The sequence below is a fragment of the Agromyces sp. GL_144 genome (assembly GCF_057834305.1).
On sequence record NZ_CM174399.1, the window covers coordinates 3,513,521 to 3,534,019 of the forward strand.

Sequence of the window (20,499 nt, forward strand, 5' to 3'; positions counted from 1 at the left end):
CACGCCGGAGGGCGGCGGACCGTCGGTCCGCCGCCCTCCGTCGACCTGTTCAGGCCCGCGCGCTCACCAGGCCAGCACCGGAAGCTGGAACATGCGCGAGTCCTTGTAGGGCTCGGCACCGTCGAACTCGGCGCGCAGCAGGTGCACGCCGCGCGACAGCTTCGGCACGGTGACGCTGACGCGACCGTTCTTCGTGTCGGCGGTCACGTCGACCGTCGCGACGAGCTTCGACCCGTCGTACACGGAGACCGTGCCGATCGGCTTCGACCCGTCGAGCGCGAACACCTGCGCGGTGTAGGTCACGGAGCTGCCCGAGCGCACGAGCAGGGAGCTCGGCGCACCGATCGTGATCGTCGCGACCGGAGCCGGCGGCTCGGTGGTCTCGGCGATCGTGATCGGCACCTGCACGCTCGTGCCGGTCGAGGCGACCGAGACGGTCAGCGCGGTGTCGCCCGCGATCCCGTCGGGGATCGTCATGGAGAGCGAGGCACGGCCTCCCTCATCGGTGGCGGCGACGGGCGTGCGGTCGACGGGCGCGCTGCCGAGCACCGTGTCGCCGATCGAGACCGTGACCTCGCCCGCGGCGACCTCGTTGGTGCTGAAGTCGAGCGAGCTGAGTGCGAGGTCGAGCGTCTCGCCCGGCTGGTACGCCTCGCCGTCGGCGGGCGCCGGCAGCACGAGGCCGACCGAGCGCTGCGCGGTGTCGGGGCTCGCGACGCCGTTGGCCTTGAACCAGTCGACCATCGCCTGCAGGTCGACCTTGCCGGTGTCGGCCCGCTCGGTGCCCTTGCCGAGGGTGAAGAAGTTGTCTCCACCCGCCGCGAGGAACGAGTTCGCCACGACGCGGTAGTTCGTCGCGGGGTCGAGCTCGACCCCGTCGAGGAAGACATGCGTCACATGCGAGCCGGCCGGAGCCGTCGGGTCGTAGACGACCTTCAGGGCCTCGTTCGTTCCGAGCTTGAGGAACGGACGAGACGAGCCGGCGGGCTGCCACTGCTCCTCGAGCACCTGCTTCACCTGGGCGCCGGTGAGCGTCTGGGTGAACAGCGTGTTCGCGAACGGCTGCACGTTGGCCGCCTCACGGTAGGTGAGGTTGCCGTCGGGGTCGCCTGCACCGCTGCTCGCGAACTTCAGGTCGGTGCGCATGCCGCCGGGGTTCATGAACGCGATGTCGGCCGTGCCGTCCTGCTGGGCGGCCCAGAGCTGCACGTCGGCGACGAAGTTGCCGATGGTCGACTCGGCGCCACGCGCCTCGACGACCGCCGGGTTGCCCTGCGCATCGGTGCCCGGCATCTGGCCGCGGTTGAAGTCGCCGGTGATGTCGCCGACCTTCACCGCACCGAGCACGTTGGCCTCGGCCGTGGCATCGGCCACGAGCTTCGCGACGGCGGGGTCGGCCGGGTAGAGCGGCTTGGCGGGCACCGGCGGGTTCGTGGTCGCCGGCGACATGAGCGGCTTCAGCTCGTTCGTGATCGAGACCAGCTGCTTCGTCTTGCCGTCGACCTCGAGCTTCATGAGTCCGAACTGCTCGCCGTACTGGCCGGCCGAGACGACCGGGCGGCCGTCGACGACGTGGTTGTACGGGAGGTGCGTGTGCGCCGAGACGATCGCGTCGACCTCGGGGTCGACGCCCGCGACGATCTTGCCGAACGTCGAGCCGTCGGTGACGGCCGAGATGTCGGTCGTCGTCGCACCCTCGTGCACGAGCAGGATGAGCACGTCGGCCTCGCCGTTGTCGGGGTCGCCGTCGGTGAGGTTCTCGGCCTGGGCGTTCACCGACTCGACGATCGGTCGAACGTCGAGCTCGGCGATGCCCGCCGGGCTGACCAGCGAGGGCAGTTCCTCGGTGACGGCGCCGATGAAGCCGACCGTGACGCCCTCGAAGGTCTGCGTGTAATAGGGCGCGAGCGCCGTCTCATCCGTGTCCTTCAGGAAGACGTTCGAGCTGATGTACTCGAAGTCCGCTTCGTCCTGCACGCGATCGCGCAGGTCCTCCCAGCCCTGGTCGAACTCGTGGTTGCCCGCGGCGCTCACGTCGAGACCGGCGAGGTTCAGCGCCTCGATGGTCGGCGAGTCCTGCTGGATGAACGACGTGAACGTCGAGGCGCCGATGAGGTCGCCCGCCGCGGCGAAGACCGTGTTCGGGTTCTCGGCGCGAACCGCGGCCGCGGCACCGGCGAGCACCGCTGCGCCGGCCGACGGGGCCGCCTGCTCGATGCGACCGTGGAAGTCGTTGATCGTCATCACGCTGATGTCGACGACGTCGGTGAGCTTCGAGGTGTCGAGGCCGATGACCTGGGGGTCGTGGTCGCTCGAACGGAAGACCGAACCGTCGTCGGGCGAACCGTTGCCGTACTCGCGGTCGCTCCACTCGGGCGAGTTGATCGACCACCGGCCGATGCCGGTGACGCTCTGCACGGCCGCGGCGTTGCCGAGCGCGTGGTCGAGCGAGCCGAGCTCGCCGTCGAACGTGTACGTGTACTCGCCCTCGGCGAGGGTCGGCAGCAGGTCGGTGTACCCGGCGCCCGTGAGCACCTGGATCGGGTCCTCTTGCGCGTACGAGTTGAAGTCGCCGAGCAGCAGCACCTCACCGGCCTCGTCGGCCAGCGTGTCGGCCAGCGTCAGCAGCGAGGTCGCCTGCGCGACCCGGTCGGCGTTGAAGAACCCCTGGCCGTCGGCCGGCTGGGTGCCGGATCCGCTCTTCGACTTGAAGTGGTTCGCGATGACCGAGAAGTCGTTGCCGTTCGGCAGCTCGAAGGCCTGGCCGATCGGCTCGCGGGCGTTGCCCCACACGCTCTCGTCGACCACGGTCTGCGCGTCGCCCTTCGGGGTGACGGCGTCGGTGCGGTAGATGATCGCGCTCTGGATGAAGTCGGTCGTCGCGGCCGTGAGCACGGACGGCGTGGGGACGTAGTCCCAGACATCCGCCCCCTCGGCCTCGTTCAGGGCGGCGACCAGCGTCGCGGTCGCCTCGTCGCGCGCCTCGCCGAGCTTGAACGAGTTCTCGATCTCCTGCAGCGCGACGACCTCGGCGTCGAGTGAGGTGATCGCGGCGACGATCTTCTTCTCCTGCAGGGCGAACTGCTCGGCCGTGGCCGCGCCACGTGCGTTGGAGTTCTCGCTCGACAGGGTCGTGAAGTAGTTCAGCACGTTGAACACGCCGACCTGGATGTCGCCGCCGACGGCGGGAGCCGTCTCGGGGCGCGGGTTCAGCGTCTCGAAGGTGGGCTTGACCTCGGCCGGGCTCTCGCTGTCGATCGGCGCGGTGGGCTGCAGGCGCCAGGCGTCGAAGCCGTAGCTCAGCACGTAGGGCGTCGAAGGCAGGATCACGCGGTCGCCGTTGCGGACGACCTGGTCCTTCGTGAGGTACGGCTGGTCGGCCGGGTGGGCGCCGGAGGTGATCGCGCTGTTCCAGCCGTCGTCGAGGATCAGGAGACGACCGCGGTTGGCGACCGCCACGGCGTTCGCCTCGTCGCCGGCGTCGAGCTTCTCGGTGCTCTTGACCGGGAGCGTGTCGCCCGCGGCCATCCAGAGCGAGCCGTAGTTCCAGACCTCGTGCGTGCTCGAGAGCAGGTACGAGCCCTCGGGCGCGACGAGCATGCTCTCGAGTGCCTCGCGAGCGCCGCCGACGAGGGTGTCGGGCAGCGGCTGCGCGTCGGGCAGGCCCGCACCGGATGTCACGAGCTCGACGCCCGCGGCATCCGTCGTGATCTCGGTGAGGCCGAAGTACTCGCTCACCGAGCCGGTCACGCGCACCAGGTCGCCGACCGCGCCGACGGCCGGCATGCCGAAGACGAAGACGCCGTCGGAGACGCCCGGCGTCGTGTCGGGGCCGGGGGTCTGGATGGTCACGCCGTTGTAGCCGCCCGTGCGGTAGTCGGCCGTGATGACGCCCTCGACCGTGACCTTCGTGCCGACGAGCGGGCTGACGTCGCCCTCGCCCTGCACCTCGGCGATGGTCGCCGTCTCGGGGTCGGGCTCGGGCTCGGGGTCGGTTCCGTCGTCACCCGAGTTCTGCGGGGTCGGATTCGCGCTGAAGGTGAAGTCCGCGGCGTTGACGTCGGTGTCGACGCCGTCGGTGCGGGAGATGCTGCCGGCGACGTTGTTGGCCGGGGTCGTCACTCCGTCGCCGTACAGGACGGCCGTGGTCTCGAAGGCGTTCGAGCTGCCGTAGCCGACGAAGTCGACGATGTTCGGGTTGCCGCTGACCGAGCCCGAGCCCGGGTCGATGGGAGTCGCGACGTTCGCGAGGTAGACCGATCCGTTCTGGCCCTGCAACGAGATCGAGGAGGTCGCGTCGGTCGCCGGCAGGTCCGAACCGACGGAACCGTTGCTCGCCAATCCGATGAGGTAGTGACCGCCGGCGGCGATCGTGCCGCTCAACGCGGCCACCCCTGCGGTCGACGGCGCGCCCGCGTTGGTGGCGGCCCGGTACTGCAACGACCAGCCGTCGAGCGACACGGCCTCGTCGGTCGGGTTGTAGAGCTCGACGAACTTGTTCTTGAGCGGCTGGTTGGCACTGCCGCCGCGCGCGTACACCTCGTTGATCACCACTCCCGAGCCGTCGGTCGCGGCGAGCGCGGGTGGCGCCCCCAGCATTCCGACGATCAGGGCCCCGGCGGCCGTGGCCGCTATGGCGGAAAGGCGTTGGACGGTTCGACCACCCTGCATGACGCTCCCCTATGTCAACTCGCGCGCGGTGTCGCGCGCTGCCGTTCGATCGCGATCCGCGACACGAACGCCCCCGCTCGGGGGCCGCATTGCGCGTCAGCCTATGATTTCGCTGGGCTTCTGCCAAGGGGTTCCGGCCGATGATCCCGCTGATTTCACAACGTGTTCATCAGAATCCGCGCAGGCGAGCAGGTACCCCGTTCGAGGGTGCTCAGATGAGCAGAATCGGCGAGAGGGCTGGCGCTCCTCGCCGGATCGTGACATCGACCCGGGCGCGCAGCCGCGACATCCGCTCGCTAGCATGAGGCCTCGTGCTGACCGCCGTCTTCTCGCTCACGGGCGCCCTCGTCTTCGGAGCCGCCGACTTCCTCGGCGGGCTCGCGGCCAAGCGCGTGAGCGCCCTGCTCGCGACCGCCGTCGCCGCCCTGTCGGGGTTCGTGCTGCTCGTCGCGTTCCTGCCGGTGTTCGGCGGCGAGTGGAACGCCCACGACGTGCTCTGGGGCGCGATCTCGGGAGCGATCGGATGCATCGGCATCGGGCTGCTCTACGCCTGCCTCGCGATCGGGCCGATGAGCATCCTCTCGCCGACGACCGCCGTGGTCTCGGCGATCGTGCCCGTGGCCTGGGGGCTCGTCGTCGGCGGCGAGCGCTTCGACCCCATCGGCTACTGGGGGCTCGGCCTGGCGCTCGTCGCGGTGCTGCTCGTCGGCTTCGTGCCCGAGCGCGGGGCCGTGCGGCCGTCGCTCCGCGGCATCCTGATGGCCGTCGGGTCGGGCGCCGCGATCGGCGGGTTCTACATCGCGATCGACCAGACCTCCGACGAGAGCGGCATCGTGCCGCTCATCCTGAACCGCGGCGTCAACGCGGTCATCATGTTCGCGGCGGTCGGCGTCGTGGCGGCCGTGGTCGCGGTGCGGGCGCGGGGGCGCACGCGCGCGGTCGTCACCGTTCCCGCGCCCGTCGTCGTTCCCGCTCCCGTCGATCGCGATCCCGAGCGGATGCCTCGAGCCGGCCGCTCGGCCCTCGCCACCGGAATCCGACTCGCCGTCGCCTGCGGCGTGGTCGACGCGGTCGCGAACGCGCTGCTGCTGTTCGGCATCCGCGCCGGAGACCTCTCGATCGCCTCCGTGCTCGGCGCCATGTACCCGGCCGGCACGATCCTGCTCGCCGCGCTGGTGCTGCGCGAGCGCATCGCGCCGGTGCAGTGGGCCGGGCTGGTGCTCGCCCTCGCCGCGGCGGCGATGCTCGCGGTCGCCTGAACGCGGTCGACACGGCAGGCGCAGCGCTGCGGGCGGGGCGTGGCGGGCGGGGCGTGTTCAGGAGATTCGGGCGACGCGCCGCGGCGTACCGCGCGAACCGTCGGCGTGTCGCTCGCGCATCCTGAATTGATGACACCGGATACCCCGGTGCCGGCACGGCCGGCACGGCGGGCACGGGATGTAGTCAGGAGATTCGGGCGACACGCCGCGGGTTTCCACCCCGGTCGCCGGCGTGTCGCCGCGGCATCCTGAATTGATCACCGCGCGACCGCGCCGGGTCGCGGACCGCGCCGGGTCGCGAACCGGGCCGGGAACCGCGCCGGGAACCGCGCCGGGTCGCGAACCGCGCCGGGTCGAGCCGGGAACCCTACAGCCGCACGACCCCGGTCACGTGCACGACCGCCGTGCCCTCCTCGGCGGAGGCCTCGAGGTCGACCTCGGCGCGGATGCGCCAGTCGTGGTCGCCGGCCGGGTCGTCGAGGATCTGCTCGACGCGCCAGGTTCCCGACGAGGCATCCGTCTCATCGATGACGACGAGCTGCGGCGAGCGCGCCGCCGCACCCGTGCCGAGGTCGTCGTGCTCGGCGTAGTAACGGTCGAGCGCGTCGGGCCAGCCGGCGTCGGGGTCGAGCTCGGCGAGCTGGTCGTCGCGCTCGAGCGCGGCCAGCTGCACCCGGCGGAACAGCTCGTTGCGCACGAGCACCGTGAAGGCGCGACGGTTCGTCACGACCGACGGCGGCGCGGGCGGCACGACCGCCGCCTCGTCCTCCGGCAGGTGCGCGCTCGGGTCGACGAGCTCGTTCCACTCGTCGACGAGGCTCGAGTCGACCTGGCGCACGAGCTCCCCGAGCCATTCGATGAGGTCGAGCAGGTCCTCGGTCTTCGCGTCGTTCGGCACGGTCTGACGCACCGCGCGGAACGCGTCGGAGAGGTAGCGCAGCACGAGGCCCTCGCTGCGGGCGAGCTGGTAGAACGAGACGAACTCGCCGAACGACATGCTGCGCTCGAACATGTCGCGCACGACCGACTTGGGCGAGAGCTCGAAGTCGCGCACCCACGGCTGGCTCGACGCGAAGGTCTCGAACGCCTGCGCGAGCAGCTCGTCGAGGGGCTTGGGCCAGGTGACCTCCTCGAGCAGCTCCATGCGCTGGTCGTACTCGATGCCCTCCTGCTTCATCGCGCCGACGGCCTCGCCGCGGGCCTTGTACTGCTGCTGCGAGAGGATCGGGCGCGGGTCGTCGAGGGTCGACTCGATGATGCTCACGACGTCGAGGGCGTAGTGGCCCGTGCCGATGCCGGTGCCGGGCGCGGCATCCGGATCGAGCAGGTCGATCGCGGCGAGCGCGAACGGCGAGAGCGGTTGGTTCAGGGCGAAGTTCGGCTGCAGGTCGACGGTGAGCGCGATGCGCACGCCGAGCCCGCCGCTGCGCGGGTCGGGGGTGAGCTCGACCACGCCCGCGTCGGCGAGCGTGCGCAGGATCTCGAGCGCGCGCCGGGCGAGCTCGAAGCGGCGCTTGCGCGGCTCGTGGTTGTCGAAGACGAGCGCGCGGATGTCTCCGACGACATCGCCCCCTCGACCGATGACGTTGATGAGCATGGCCGCCGTGAGCTTCAGCTGCGGGACGAGCGGCTCGGGCTCGGCGACGACGAGCCGGTCGTAGGAGGCCTCGCCCCAGGTGATCTGCCCGGCCGGCGCCTTCTTGCGCACGATGCGCTTGAGCTTCTTCGCGTCGTCGCCCGCCTTGCGCACGGCCGCCGCGTTCTCGATCTCGTGCTCGGGCGCGAGCACGACGACCGTTCCCGCGGTGTCGTACCCGGCACGACCGGCGCGACCGGCGATCTGGTGGAACTCGCGGGCGCTCAGCTGCCGCATCTTCTGCCCGTCGAACTTCGTGAGCGCGGTGATGAGCACCGAGCGGATCGGCACGTTGATGCCGACCCCGAGCGTGTCGGTGCCGCAGATGACGCGCAGCAGGCCGCGCTGCGCGAGCGTCTCGACGAGGCGCCGGTAGCGCGGCAGCATGCCCGCGTGGTGCACGCCGATGCCCGCGCGCACGAGGCGCGAGAGGGTCTTGCCGAACGCCGTCGTGAACCGGAACCCGCCGATGGCCTCGGCGATCTCGTCGCGCTGCTCGCGCGTGACGACCCGGATCGAGGAGAGCGCCTGCGCCCGCTCCATGGCCGCGGCCTGCGAGAAGTGCACGATGTAGACGGGCGCCTGCCGGGTGTCGAGCAGCTCCTCGACGGTCTCCTGCACGGGCGTCTTCGCGTACGAGTAGTGCAGCGGCACCGGGCGGTCGACGCCGGTGACCCGCGCCGTCGGGCGGCCCGTGCGGCGCTCGAGGTCTTCGGCGATCGCGGTGACGTCGCCGAGCGTGGCCGACATGAGCACGAACTGCGCGCGCGGCAACAGCAGCAGCGGCACCTGCCACGCCCACCCGCGGTCGGGGTCGCCGTAGTAGTGGAACTCATCCATGACGACCTGATCCACCTCGGAGTCGGAACCGTGACGCAGCGCCAGGTTCGCAAGGATCTCGGCCGTGCAGCAGATGATGGGCGCGTCGGGGTTCACCGAGCTGTCGCCCGTGACCATGCCCACGTTCGCGGCCCCGAAGATGTCGGCGAGCTGGAAGAACTTCTCGCTCACGAGCGCCTTGATGGGCGCCGTGTAGTAGGTGCGGCCTCCGGCGGCGACGGATGCCGCGTGGGCGGCCACCGCGACGAGGGACTTGCCGGTGCCCGTGGGGGTCGAGAGGATCACGTTCGCGCCCGAGACGATCTCGATGATCGCCTCGTCTTGCGCGGGATAGAGGGAGAGCCCGCGGTCTTCGGCCCAGTCGACGAACGCGTCGTACATGGCATCGGCATCGTACGGGCGCGGAACGCGGTCGAGCAGGGGCTGGGTCACCCGTACGAGTCTGCCCTACGCGGCTGTCGGCGCCGGTGCGGGCGCGAGCAAGGCGCGAGCGACGGGCGAGCGACGGCGCCCCGAGCAGAGGGGGAGCCGGCCTGCGACGCGAGTTTCGGGTCGCGACGCCGGCCGGCTCTCAGATCGTGCGTCGCGGTGACAGTTCCCCCCTGCGGTCCGCGTCGTGCGATCGAGGTCAACGGTACGAGGCATCCGGCTGCCGCGCCTCAGTGCCAGCACTGAGGTTGCGTTCACTCGACGGATGCCGCGGCCTGCTGCGCGTCGCGGGCGAGCGCCTCGATCGTGCGCACGAGCACCGCGCGGCGTGCGGCGACGCGAGCGGCACGTGCGGCTGCGGCGCCTGCGGCTGCGGTGCGTGCGGCGCCACCGGCCGGCCCCTCGTCAGGGCCGCCGACGATGAGCCGATCGAGATGGGAGAGCACCGGCCAGGCGTTGACGAGGGACACGAGCGTGAGCAGCAGCTCGGCGGCGGCCTCGTGCCCGATGCCGGGCAGCATGTCCTGGAACCGGTCGACCTTCATGCGGTGGTACTCGGCCCGGGCCTCGTCGGCGGCTGCGAGCTCGGCGCGCTCGAGCCCCTCCCAGAACACGAGGCGCGGAATGACGCCGTCGACGAGGTGGTGGTCGAAGAGGCGCCCGGCGTAGGCGCCGACGGCCTCGGGCCCCTCGCCCTCCATGGCGACCGCGTCCATCGAGTCGCGCAGGCGGGCGGCGAGCACCGCGGCGAACAGGTCGTCCTTCTTGCCGAAGTACTGGTAGATGCGCTCCTTGTTGACGCCGGCGGCGCTCGCGATGCGGTCGATGCGCCCGCCGGCGAGGCCGTGCTCGCTGAACTCCACGGTCGCCGCGTCGAGCAGCAGCCGCTTCGTGCGTTCGGTGTCCCAGGCCATGGGCCGAGTGTAGCAATTCCAACCGGATAGTTGTGAATTCGCCCGCGCCGTGCTTCAATAGCAACCGTTCAGTTGGAAACAACCACTCAGTTGGAGATGTCTCGCATGACCACCACCCAGAACCTCGACCCTGTCCTCCCCGCGAACGCGAGTAGTCACGACGAGCGAGCGGATGCCGCGGGCACGCGCTCGTCGCATGCACTCGCGCTCGGCGCTCCGACCTCGGCGAACGTGCCCGCCGCCCCCGCACCGCCCTCGGTGCACGTGCGCGCCCTGCTCACCTGGATCGCGATCTTCCCGCTCGTCGCCATCGGGCTGACGGTGCTCGCGCCGATCGCCGGCGCCTGGCCGCCCGTGCTGCGGGCGTTCGCGCTCACGATCGTCATCGTGCCCGCCGCCGTCTACGTCATCGTTCCGCAGCTGCTGAAGCTGTACGGCCGCATCCAGCGGCGGCGCGCGGCCCGCGAGCGCGAGTAGTCACGACGAGCGAGCGGATGCCGCGGGCACGCGCTCGTCGCATGTGCTCGCGTTCGACGGCTGGGCGGCTGGGCGGATGCCCCGTGCGAGCGCCGGCCCGGTCGCGGCATCCGCTCGGCTCCTGAGTCCTGACCGACCGGAGCTCAGTGCAGGCCCGGAAATCCGCGGATCTCCCTTGTCGGAGCGGATGCCGCAGCGCTAGCGTTCGGAGCATCCCGCACCGCTCGTCCCCGCGAACCCAGGAGTCCGCCATGCGTCTCACCCCGCAGCCCGAGGTCGGCACCGCCGAGCGGCACGCCGACGGATCGTACGACGTCGCCCTCGTGCTCGTGCACGGCATGGGCGCCGCCTACCGCAGCCAGATCCTGCTCGAGTGGGCCGAGCCCATCCTCGCGCGCATGGACTGGATGACCCGCGACCGCATCTACGGCGCCGACGACTCGCACGGCGTGAGCCTGTCGGAGTCGAACCTGGCCGGCGACGAGCCTGTGATCACCGCGACGGTGCGCTTCCCGAAGCGACGCGATCCGAAGGCCGCACCCGATGCGCCCGTCGAGACGATCGAGCGCAAGGTCGCGATCGTCGAGGCGCGCTGGTCGGAGGCGTTCGTGCCGCTCAGCCGGGGCCAGATCTTCCGGTGGGCGGCACCGTTCCTCTGGCGGGCCATCATCCGCATGCTGCGGCTGTTCTGGGCGACCATGGTGCTCGTGCCGTGGTTCACGCTCACCGAGCACCCGCGCACGAAGCGCGAGTACCTCGTCTTCCCGCATGCGGTGACGTTCGTGCTCGACCTCGTGCGCCTCGTGATCGGCTTCGTCGTGTTCGTGCCCGTCGCCGTGTTCGTGACCCTGCTCGCCGTGGTGCTGACGCCGATCCTGCCGCTGATCAGCCCGCTGCTGCTCATCCCCTGGTTCAAGGAGGTCGCGGCGAAGGCCATCGACGGGCTCGCCGAGTCGATCGGCGACGTCACGGCCTGGAAGGAGACGCCCGTGCGTGCGAGCGCCATGCGCCTCGTCGTGCGCGACGCGGTCACGCGGGCCAAGAACCTCGTGGGCGAGGGCGACGTGCACGTGTTCGCGCACTCGCAGGGCGCCGCGGTCTCGACGTTCACGCTCTTCGAGGAGATGGAACCCTCCGAGTACCACGTGCGCCAGCTCACGACCGTCGGCGCCGCCGTCACCCTGCTGGGCCGCGACCAGTGGCGCGGCCGCAGCGACGTGTACGCGCCCGTGCAGAACTGGATCGGCCGGCGCATGACCGACCCCGAGCACCCCGTCGCGTGGGCCAACCACTGGGCGATCTGGGATCCGTTCTCTGCCGGGCCCATCGCCGACGACACGCGCAGCGCCCGCGAGCGCTGGCGGGCCTCGTACTTCCCGCGCCTCGCAACCGCCGCCCTCGGGCCCGAGGAGCACGCCGTGCACAACACGAGTGCACCGTTCCTCGACCACTCGGTCTACTTCCAGAACACCCTGCAGGTCGTCGAGCCGACGATCCGCAACCTGCTCGGCCCAGACCTGCCGGGCCCGTCGGCCGAGGTCGCGTACATCGAGAACCGCCTCAACGTGATCAACAAGAAGTCGCTCGGGGTGAACATGGTCGCCGCGGTGATCATCGCGGTGCTGCTGCCCGGCCTCGTCGCGGCATCCGCCTTCTTCGCCGCCGTCGTCACGACCGTGGCCGGCTGGTTCGCGTGGGTCGGCGACCTCTTCAACGGTGCGGATGCCGCGCCCGACGTCGCCGCCTCGGTCGGCTTCCTGCACACGGCGGATGCCACGGGGCAGGCGTCGCTGACCGGCTGGGGGTGGGTGATCGCCTCGGCCCTGGTCGCGGCCCTGCTCATCTGGCTGAACCAGACGCTCGCCGGCTACACCGAGCGCACCCTGATCTGGGATCGCTGCCCGCTGCCCGTCGGCGCCTGGCTCGCCGTCACGAGCCTGCCGCGCCTGCTCTACGTCGGCGGCGCCGCGGTCGTCGTGTGGTTCTCGCTCGCGCAGTGGCTCGCACTCGACACGGCGGGGCTCGTCTGGGCGGGCGTGCTCGTGCTCGCCGCCGGCGCGTTCCTGTTCCTCGAGCCGCGGTTCGCGCCGGTTCCGGCGGTCGTCCCGGCGCGCACCGATGCGCAGGCCGCGACGTCGGTGCTCGCGCCCGAGGTCGACGCCGCACTCGTCACGCTGCATGCCGCGCGCGGCAGCGACGCGTACCTGCAGCACCTCGCGGCCCGGCGCAAGACCCTCGACCCCAAGGGCGCGTGGGCCGTGTCGTGGGCGTACCTGTTCCACGGGTGGCGGCGATCGCCCGTTGCCCCGGTGCCGGCCACGCCGAAGGGCACGGCGCCCAAGCAGGCCTGACGCACGGTCGGGAAGGGGCGCGCTCGACACGCCGAGCGCGATCTATGGCAGGATCCCTAACCATGACGAACGAGGTGCGCGCCGCGCGTTGGGCCCTGCTGGTGCAGTTCGCGTTGTTCGGCCTCATCATGTCGTCATGGCTCAGCCGCATGCCCTCGATCCGCGAGGCGCTCGACGTGAACGCCGCCCAGCTCGGCGCGCTCATGATCGTCGGCGGCGCCGGCTCGCTGACGGGTGCGCTGACGATCGGCGTCGTGGTCGCCCGCTTCGGCAGCCGGCGCGCGCTGCTCGCCGGCACGATCGGCAACGTCATCGGGTTCAGCTCGATCGCCTTCGCGACGGCCACCGGCGACGTGCGGTTCTTCATCGCCGGCGCCTTCGTGAACGGCTTCTGCGGCGCGCTCGTGAACGTGCCCATCAACACCAACGCCGCCGAGGTCGAACGCCGGGTCGGCAAGGCGATCCTGCCGCATTTCCACGCCTGCTTCTCGATCGGCGCCGCCCTCGGCGCCCTCGTGGGTGCGGCCTTCGCCGCCGCGCAGGTGAGCATCGGCGTGCAGATCGTCATCGTGCTCGCCGTGGTCACGCTCACGCGGCTCGTGCTTTTGCGCCCCGCGACGGCGCTGACGCTGCACGTGCCGATCACGACCGAGACCGGGTCGATCGAGCAGGCCGCGACCCAGACCCGCAACCGCGGCGCCATGAAGCAGGCGCTCGGCGCCTGGCTCGAGCCGCGCACGCTTCTGCTCGGCGTCGTGCTGCTCGCCGCCTCGCTCGCCGAGGGCACGGCGACCACCTGGCTCGCCCTCGCCGTGGTCGACGGCTTCGCCACGGTCGAGGCCGCCGGCGCCCTCGCCTACGGCACGTTCGTCGGCGCGATGACGGTGTTCCGCTTCCTCGGCACGCCGCTCATCGACCGGTTCGGCCGGGTCGCCGTGCTGCGCGTGTCGGGCCTCGCGACGTTCACGGGGGTGCTCGTGTTCGTGTTCTCGCCGAGCCTCGCGACCGCGTGGATCGGCGTGCTCCTCTGGGGATGCGGCGCGGCGCTCGGCAACCCGATCGCGATCTCCGCGGCATCCGACGATCCCGACCATGCCGGACCGCGCGTCGCCGTGGTGACCTCGTTCTCGACCGTCTCGTCGCTCGCGGCTCCGCCGCTGCTCGGCCTGCTCGCGTCGCAGGTCGGTGCTCGCGATGCGATGCTCGTCGTCGCGGCGGTGGCCGTCGTGAGCTTCTCGGTCGCCGCGCAGGCGCGCAAGCGCCAGGTACCCGCACCCGTCGCGGGCTGAACGGCGGCACCGCTCCAGCGCTCACCGCCCACTGCCCCACCGCCCCACCGCCCCACCGCTCAGGCGGGATCCCCCTGGGCTCAGGCGGGATCCCCCGGTTCACCCGCCGGCGCGACCGTCGGCCGCAGCACGTCGCGGGCGTCGCCGCCGGCGAGCAGCTCGACGATCGCCTCGATGAGCCGCAACGGCACGAGCGCGGCGAGGTGCACGAGCAGCAGGGGGCCGAGCACCGCGAGCGATCCGGTGAGCATGAGCACGAGCGGCGCGAGCGAGCGCCACGCGAGACCGCCGAGCACGACCAGGGGCAGCACGACGAGCCACCACGGCTGCCAGAAGGCGGCGACGGATGCCACGAGTGCGGCGATCGCTCCGGCGACCGCCTGCACGACGAGGAGTGCTCCGGCTGCGCCGCCGAACTCCCGCTCGCGGTCGGCGGAGACCCACGCCCACATGAGCCAGGACCGCAGCAGCGGCACGCGCTGCTCGCGCAGGGCCGTGCGGAACACGCGATCGTCCTCGCGCCGTTGCGCGAGCGCTGCCCGGCGATCGCCCAGCAGCGCGGCCTGCACCGAGCGCTCGTCGTGCAGGATCGCCGGGGCCGACTGACGGCCGTAGCTCGCGATGAAACTCCACAGCGACATCGGCACCGAGGCGAGGTCGGTGATGCCGGGCACGTGGGGTTCGCGCTCCTCGGGTGCGGGGTCGGGCGAGCCGGTCGGGCGCGCGGTGACCCGGTACCGGCGGCCGGTGGCGGGATCGACGTACTCGAACGGCGCGCGCACGTGGAAGCGGTAGCCGTCGGCCGGGCGCTGCGCGAGCAGGAGCTCGTCGAGCTCGCGCCCGTCTTCGGTGAGGAACGGCATGCGGACTCCTTCGTTCGTCTGCCATCCTGCCCGCATCGGCCGCCGTGCTCACCTCGCCGGAATGTTCACTTTTCAGGAACGGGTATGCGATCGGAGCCCCTTCGGGGCCCGACTCGGCGCGACACGCCGCGCCGATCGCACGCCCCTTCCTGAAAAACGTTCACGCGTCAGCCGAGCAGCACCGCCACCGCCAGCAGCACGGGAACCGAGGCGATCGTGGTGATGAACACGGTGTCGCGCGCCACGATCTCGGCCGTCTCGTAGCGCTGTGCGAAGACGAAGACGTTCTGCGCCGTGGGCAGCGCGGCGAGCACGGTGACCGCGTAGAGGTCGAGGCCGTCGAGGCCGAACCAGAAGCGGCCGACCGCCCAGGCCGCGACCGGCATGGCCACGAGCTTCAGCACGGACGCGAGCAGCACGTCGCGTCGCCCGGTGCCGGGCTCGAGCAGCCGCTGCCCGTGCAGCGAGAGCCCGTACGCGATGAGCATGAGCGGCACGGCCGCGTGCCCGATGAGGTCGATCGGCTCGAGCACGATCGGCGGCAGCTCGAGGCCCGTGACCGCGACGAGCACCCCGAGCAGCGATCCGACGATGATCGGGTTCGTCAACGTCGACCGCACGATGACCCAGGCCGAGGTGCGGCCCTCGACCTTCGCCCCGAGCACGGCGAGCGCGACGGGGACGAAGAGGAGCAGCTGCAGCAGCACGACGGGCGCCGAGTACGCGGCATTGCCCAGCATGTAGAACGCGATCGGGATGCCGAAGTTGTTGCCGTTCACATACCCCGAGGCGAGCGATCCGATCACGGTGCGTGCGACGCCCCGGCGCCAGATCGCGAGCGACACGACGGCGAAGACGAGCATCATCGTGATCGCCGCGATCGCCGAGACGGGCAGCAGCACCGAGAAGAGCGCCCCGACGTCGCTCGTGGCGAGCACCGAGAACAGCAGGAACGGCGCGAGCACGTTGAAGTTCAGCTGCGCCAGCACGGGGCGCGCGCCCGGCCCGAGCACCCCGAGGCGTCCGGCGAGCCAGCCGACGAACACGGCGAGCGCGATGACCGCGAACCCCGTGAAGATCTCGATCACGCGCGCCCGCCCGCGGTCGGGGTCTTGCGCGCGGCGATCATCCCCTCGACCCTACCCGGGCGGATGCGGCGAGCGAGCGGATGCCGCGGGACTCGCCCATCCCGTCCTCGCCGCCCTGCCCGCAAGGGGCTGGCCGCCGCCGAGTGCCGCACCTAGGCTCGAACCGCACGCGGAGTCGAACGGGGCGGGGAGACGATGTCGCAAGCAGGCGAGCAGATGCACGGCCGAGACCAGCACGAACGAGACGAGCACGGGCAGGGCGGCGAGCAACGCGGCCACGCGGCATCCGTGCCCCTGGAGCTCGTCGACACGTGGTGGCGTGCTGCGAACTACCTGAGCGTCGGGCAGATCTACCTCAAGGCCAATCCGCTGCTCGACCGCCCGCTCGAGGCCGACGACATCAAGCCGCGCCTGCTCGGTCACTGGGGCACCTCGCCCGGCCTGAACCTCGTCTACGCCCACCTCAACCGCGCGATCGTCGAGCGCGGCACGCCGATGCTCTACGTCTGCGGGCCGGGTCACGGCGGGCCCGCGATGGTCGCGAACACGTGGCTCGACGGCACGTACTCCGAGCTGTTCCCCGCGATCACGGGCGACCGCACCGGCATGGAGCGCCTGTTCCGCCAGTTCTCCTTCCCGGGCGGCATCCCGTCGCACGCCGCGCCAGAGACGCCGGGCTCCATCAACGAGGGCGGCGAGCTCGGCTACTCGCTCATGCACGCGTACGGCGCGGCGCTCGACAACCCCGGCCTCGTGGTCGCCTGCGTCGTGGGCGACGGCGAGGCCGAGACCGGACCGCTGGCCACGAGCTGGCGCGGCCACGCGTTCCTGAACCCGGTGACCGACGGCGCGGTGCTGCCGATCCTGCACCTGAACGGCTACAAGATCGCGAACCCGACGCTGCTCGCCCGCATCCCCGAGTCCGAGCTTCGTCGACTTCTTCCGCGGCAACGGCCATGAACCGCTGCTCGTCACCGGCGGCTTCGACGGTGAGGACCCGGCCCTCGTGCACGCGCGCCTGGCCGATGCGGTCGACGTCGCGCTCGAGCGCATCGAGGCGATCCGGGCGGATGTCGCGACCGGCGCCTTCGATCGCAACGCCCCGCACTGGCCGGCGATCGTGCTGCGCACGCCCAAGGGCTGGACCGGCCCGGGCGTCGTCGACGGGGTGCAGGTCGAGGGCACGTTCCACGCGCACCAGGTTCCGCTCGCGAACGTGCGCGAGAACCCCGAGCATCTCGCGATGCTCGAGGCGTGGCTGCGGTCGTACCGGCCCGAGGAGCTGTTCGACGCCGACGGGCGCCCGATCGCCGAGCCTCGACGCGCTGCGGCCGCGCGGCGAGCTGCGCATGAGCGCCACCCCGCTCGCGAACGCCGGCATGCGGCATCCGCTCGACCTGCCCGAGACGGCCCCGTTCTCGGTCGAGGTGTCGCCGCAGGCCCGCGGGGCGACGGATGCCGCGACCACCGTCTTCGGTCGCTGGTTCGCCGAGCTGCTGCGCGCCAACCCCGACCGGTCGCGCCTCTTCGGTCCCGACGAGGTGCTCTCCAACCGTCTCGGCGCGGTGTTCGAGGTCACCTCGCGGGCGTGGGCCGAGTCGCTGCATCCGCTCGACGAGCACCTCGCCCGCTCGGGGCAGGTCATCGAGGCGCTCAGCGAGCACCTCATGCAGGGCATGCTCGAGGGCTACCTGCTCACGGGCCGGCACGGCCTCATCACGAGCTACGAGGCGTTCATCCACATCGTCGACTCGATGTTCAACCAGCATGCGAAATGGCTGGAATCGGCTCGCGAGGTGCCGTGGCGCGGCGACCTCGCGTCGTTGAACTACCTGCTCTCGTCGCATGTCTGGCGGCAGGACCACAACGGCTTCTCGCACCAGGACCCCGGATTCCTCAACGTCGTCGTCAACAAGCAGGCCGAGATCGTGCGGGTGTACCTGCCGCCCGACGCGAACACGCTGCTCGCCGTCATGCGGCACGTGTTCGACACGACGAACAGGATCAACGTCGTCGTCGCGGGCAAGCAGCCCCAGCCGCAGTGGCTCGGCGCCGCCGAGGCCGACGCGCATGTCGCGGCCGGACTCGGCGTCTGGCCGTGGGCGGGCAACGAACCCGGCTTCGACGCCGACGACCCCGCGGCATCCGCGCCCGACGTGGTGCTCGCCTGCGCCGGCGACGTGCCGACCATCGAGACGATCGCCGCCGCGCAACTGCTGCGCGAGCGGCTGCCCGACGTCGCCGTGCGCGTCGTCAACGTGGTCGACCTCATGCGGCTGCAGGATCCGTCGCATCACCCGCACGGGCTCGACGGCGAGGCGTTCGACGCGATCTTCACGCGCGACGCTCCCGTGATCTTCGCGTTCCACGGCTACCCGTCGCTCGTGCACCAACTCGCCTACCGGCGCACCAACCATGCCGACCTGCACGTGCGCGGCTTCATCGAGCGGGGCACGACCACGACGCCGTTCGACATGCTGCACCTGAACGACCTCGACCGGTACCGGCTCGCGCTCGACGTGCTCGAGCGCGTACCGGGGCTCGCCGGAACGCCAGGCATCGCCGAGCTCGCCGACGAGTGGCGGGCGGCGCGCACCGCGGCCCGGGAGTTCGCGTACGAGCACGGCGAGGACCCCGAGTGGATCACCGGGTGGGCGTTCCGCGCCTCCTGACGCCCATTTCACTTTTCAGGAAGGGGTGTGCGATCGACGCGGCGTGTCGCCGCCGTCGAGGCCCCGAGGGGCCGCCGATCGCATACCCCTTCCTGAAGAAGGTTCACGCAAGCGGGCCACGGGCGGCGGCGTTCGGCGCACCGCTACCAGCGCGCGTGCACCTGCGCCCGGATGTCGCGGTCGTAGAGGTCGCGCACCGACGCGTCGAAGCCGGCCGGCAGTTCGAGCGACCCCGCCGCCGCATTGGCCCGCGCCTGGTCGGGATTTCGCGCGCCCGGGATGACCGAGCTCACGCCGTCTTGCGCCGCGACCCAGGCGAGCGCGACCTGCGCGGCCGTGGCCTCGGGGGCCGCCTCGCGGGCGAGCGAGGTGAACTCGCGCGCCGCGGCCACGCCCGTCTCGTAGTCGACGCCCGAGAAGGTCTCGCCCACGTCGAACGCCTCGCCGTGCCGGTTGTAGTTGCGGTGGTCGTTCGCCGCGAACACGGTGTCTTCGGTGTACCGCCCGGTGAGCAGCCCGCTCGCGAGCGGCACGCGGGCGATGATGCCGACGCCGGCCTCGCGCGCGGCGGGCAGCACCTCGTCGACCGGCTTCAGCCGGAACGCGTTGAGGATGATCTGCACGCTCGCCACGTTCGGGCGCGCGATCGCGGTGAGCGCCTCGTCGACCGTCTCGACGCTCACGCCGTAGGCCGCGATCGAGCCGTCGTCGACGAGCGCGTCGAGGTCATCGAACACGCGGTCGTCGCCGTAGACCGAGGTGGGCGGGCAGTGCAGCTGCACGAGATCGACGGTATCGACGCCGAGGTTCGCGCGCGAACGGTCGATCCAGGCGCGGAAGTGCTCGGCCGAGTAGTTCTCGGGTTCCTGCGGCAGGCGCCGCCCCATCTTTGTGGCCACCGTCACGCCCGCGTCGGGGTTCGCCCGCAGCCACGCGCCGATGAGCGACTCGCTGCGGCCGTCGCCGTAGACGTCGGCGGTGTCGAAGAACGTGACGCCCGCCTCGTGCGCGGCGTCGAGCACGGCGAGCGCGTCGGCCTCGTCGACCTCGCCCCAGTCGGCGCCGAGCTGCCAGGTGCCGAGTCCGATGGCCGAGACCGAACGGCCGGTGCGGCCGAGGGTGCGACGCTGCATGAAGTCCTCCTGATGCGCGATGACGGATGCCGCGACCGCGCGCTCCTCGAGCGCCGCGACCGCTCGTCGAGCCTAACGCCGCCCCGCGACATCCGCTCGGGATGCGAAGCCGCTCGTCGAGACATCCGCTCGCCCCCACCGGAGCCGCCGAAGCGAACCGGGAAACCTCAGACGGCCTTGGCCGGATGGAATCGCGTGGCCGACCAGCTGTCGGCGATCGCACTGACCTTGGTGTCGCGCCAGCCGCTCTCGCGGAGGGCGCTGCGCACGGCCGTGTCGCCGGGCGCCGCGGTCTGCCGGCCCTTGCCGTGCACGACCCACACGGGCGAGGCGACCCCGCACTCGCGGAACCAGACGGGCAGCGACGCCAGCTCCTCGCTGTCGCGCACGACGACCACGACCAGCTCGGCCTCGAACGGCGGCACGCGCGTGGCGTCGGACAGGGCGGCCTCGAGCTCGGCGACGGGCAGGTCGCCGCGCACCGCGACCGTGCGGCCGGCTGCGACCCCGAGCTTCTCGGCGAGCGTCGGCGGCGGCGTGGTGAGCGCGTCGACCCACGCCGACGCCGCAGCGCCCAGCCGGAACCGGTAGGTGTCGCCCTCGGCGATGAACGAGACGACGCCGTCGGAGGCGCGCACCTGCGACAACGCGGCCCTCGGCAGGCGTGCGTGGCGCTCGCCCGAGACCTGCAGTCCACCCGATTCGAGGTGGAGCGTCACGGCGGCCAACCCGTCATCGCTGATCCAGGTCGCCTTGGCTTGTCGTCCCATGCAGAAAATCCCCCCGGTTCATGATCGTCTCCGGAGCCACGCGATGCAATGCCCCGAAGGGATGTCACGTCGCAGACCCTCACCGATCGGCGTTTCTGCCGGATTCG

At 71.5% G+C, this 20,499-nt stretch carries 11 protein-coding genes and 1 pseudogene; 5 read left to right on the forward strand and 7 right to left on the reverse strand.

Going from position 1 to position 20,499, the window contains the following annotated elements; genetic code table 11:
* Nucleotides 1–63: 63 nt before the first annotated feature.
* A complete protein-coding gene (locus tag AC3IPY_RS16160; protein ID WP_489185281.1) occupies nucleotides 64–4,599 on the reverse strand; it encodes an ExeM/NucH family extracellular endonuclease in 4,536 nt (1,511 codons plus the stop codon).
* Nucleotides 4,600–4,982: 383 nt separating this feature from the next.
* On the opposite strand from AC3IPY_RS16160, the gene AC3IPY_RS16165 reads away from it, so the two are divergent.
* Nucleotides 4,983–5,930 (forward strand): EamA family transporter, encoded by a 948-nt coding sequence (locus AC3IPY_RS16165; RefSeq protein WP_489185282.1) that lies wholly within the window; start codon nucleotides 4,983–4,985, stop codon nucleotides 5,928–5,930.
* 367 nt (nucleotides 5,931–6,297) lie between these two features.
* Here AC3IPY_RS16165 and AC3IPY_RS16170 read toward each other — a convergent pair whose 3' ends face one another.
* Both AC3IPY_RS16170 and AC3IPY_RS16175 read right to left on the reverse strand, forming a co-directional pair.
* Nucleotides 6,298–8,838, reverse strand: coding sequence for a DEAD/DEAH box helicase (locus AC3IPY_RS16170; protein WP_489185283.1), 2,541 nt, complete (start codon nucleotides 8,836–8,838; stop codon nucleotides 6,298–6,300).
* Between the two features lie 251 nt (nucleotides 8,839–9,089).
* On the reverse strand, nucleotides 9,090–9,749 hold the full coding sequence (locus AC3IPY_RS16175) for a TetR/AcrR family transcriptional regulator (RefSeq protein WP_489185284.1): 660 nt from the start codon (nucleotides 9,747–9,749) through the stop codon (nucleotides 9,090–9,092).
* A 105-nt stretch (nucleotides 9,750–9,854) separates the two neighbouring features.
* Between AC3IPY_RS16175 and AC3IPY_RS16180 the strand changes: the two genes are divergently transcribed.
* From AC3IPY_RS16180 to AC3IPY_RS16190, 3 genes are all read left to right on the forward strand, one after another.
* Nucleotides 9,855–10,226 carry a hypothetical protein gene (locus AC3IPY_RS16180; RefSeq protein ID WP_489185285.1) on the forward strand — a complete coding sequence of 124 codons (372 nt, stop codon included), beginning with the start codon at nucleotides 9,855–9,857 and terminating at the stop codon, nucleotides 10,224–10,226.
* 251 nt (nucleotides 10,227–10,477) lie between these two features.
* Nucleotides 10,478–12,577 carry a hypothetical protein gene (locus AC3IPY_RS16185; protein WP_489185286.1) on the forward strand — a complete coding sequence of 700 codons (2,100 nt, stop codon included), beginning with the start codon at nucleotides 10,478–10,480 and terminating at the stop codon, nucleotides 12,575–12,577.
* Between the two features lie 62 nt (nucleotides 12,578–12,639).
* Nucleotides 12,640–13,866 carry an MFS transporter gene (locus AC3IPY_RS16190; RefSeq protein ID WP_489185287.1) on the forward strand — a complete coding sequence of 409 codons (1,227 nt, stop codon included), beginning with the start codon at nucleotides 12,640–12,642 and terminating at the stop codon, nucleotides 13,864–13,866.
* 80 nt (nucleotides 13,867–13,946) lie between these two features.
* Here the strand turns inward: AC3IPY_RS16190 and AC3IPY_RS16195 are convergent, their stop codons facing one another.
* Both AC3IPY_RS16195 and AC3IPY_RS16200 read right to left on the reverse strand, forming a co-directional pair.
* Nucleotides 13,947–14,729, reverse strand: a complete 783-nt coding sequence (locus AC3IPY_RS16195; protein WP_489185288.1) for a DUF1353 domain-containing protein — start codon at nucleotides 14,727–14,729, stop codon at nucleotides 13,947–13,949.
* A gap of 167 nt (nucleotides 14,730–14,896) precedes the next feature.
* Complete coding sequence (locus tag AC3IPY_RS16200; RefSeq protein ID WP_489185289.1) at nucleotides 14,897–15,817, reverse strand: AEC family transporter; 921 nt, start codon at nucleotides 15,815–15,817, stop codon at nucleotides 14,897–14,899.
* 216 nt (nucleotides 15,818–16,033) lie between these two features.
* Here AC3IPY_RS16200 and AC3IPY_RS16205 point away from each other — a divergent pair.
* Nucleotides 16,034–18,489 (forward strand): annotated as a pseudogene (locus tag AC3IPY_RS16205) (phosphoketolase family protein).
* A gap of 143 nt (nucleotides 18,490–18,632) precedes the next feature.
* Here the strand turns inward: AC3IPY_RS16205 and AC3IPY_RS16210 are convergent.
* Nucleotides 18,633–19,622 carry an aldo/keto reductase gene (locus AC3IPY_RS16210; RefSeq protein ID WP_489185290.1) on the reverse strand — a complete coding sequence of 330 codons (990 nt, stop codon included), beginning with the start codon at nucleotides 19,620–19,622 and terminating at the stop codon, nucleotides 18,633–18,635.
* Nucleotides 19,623–19,789: 167 nt separating this feature from the next.
* On the reverse strand, nucleotides 19,790–20,392 hold the full coding sequence (locus tag AC3IPY_RS16215; protein ID WP_489185291.1) for a hypothetical protein: 603 nt from the start codon (nucleotides 20,390–20,392) through the stop codon (nucleotides 19,790–19,792).
* Nucleotides 20,393–20,499 lie beyond the last annotated feature (107 nt).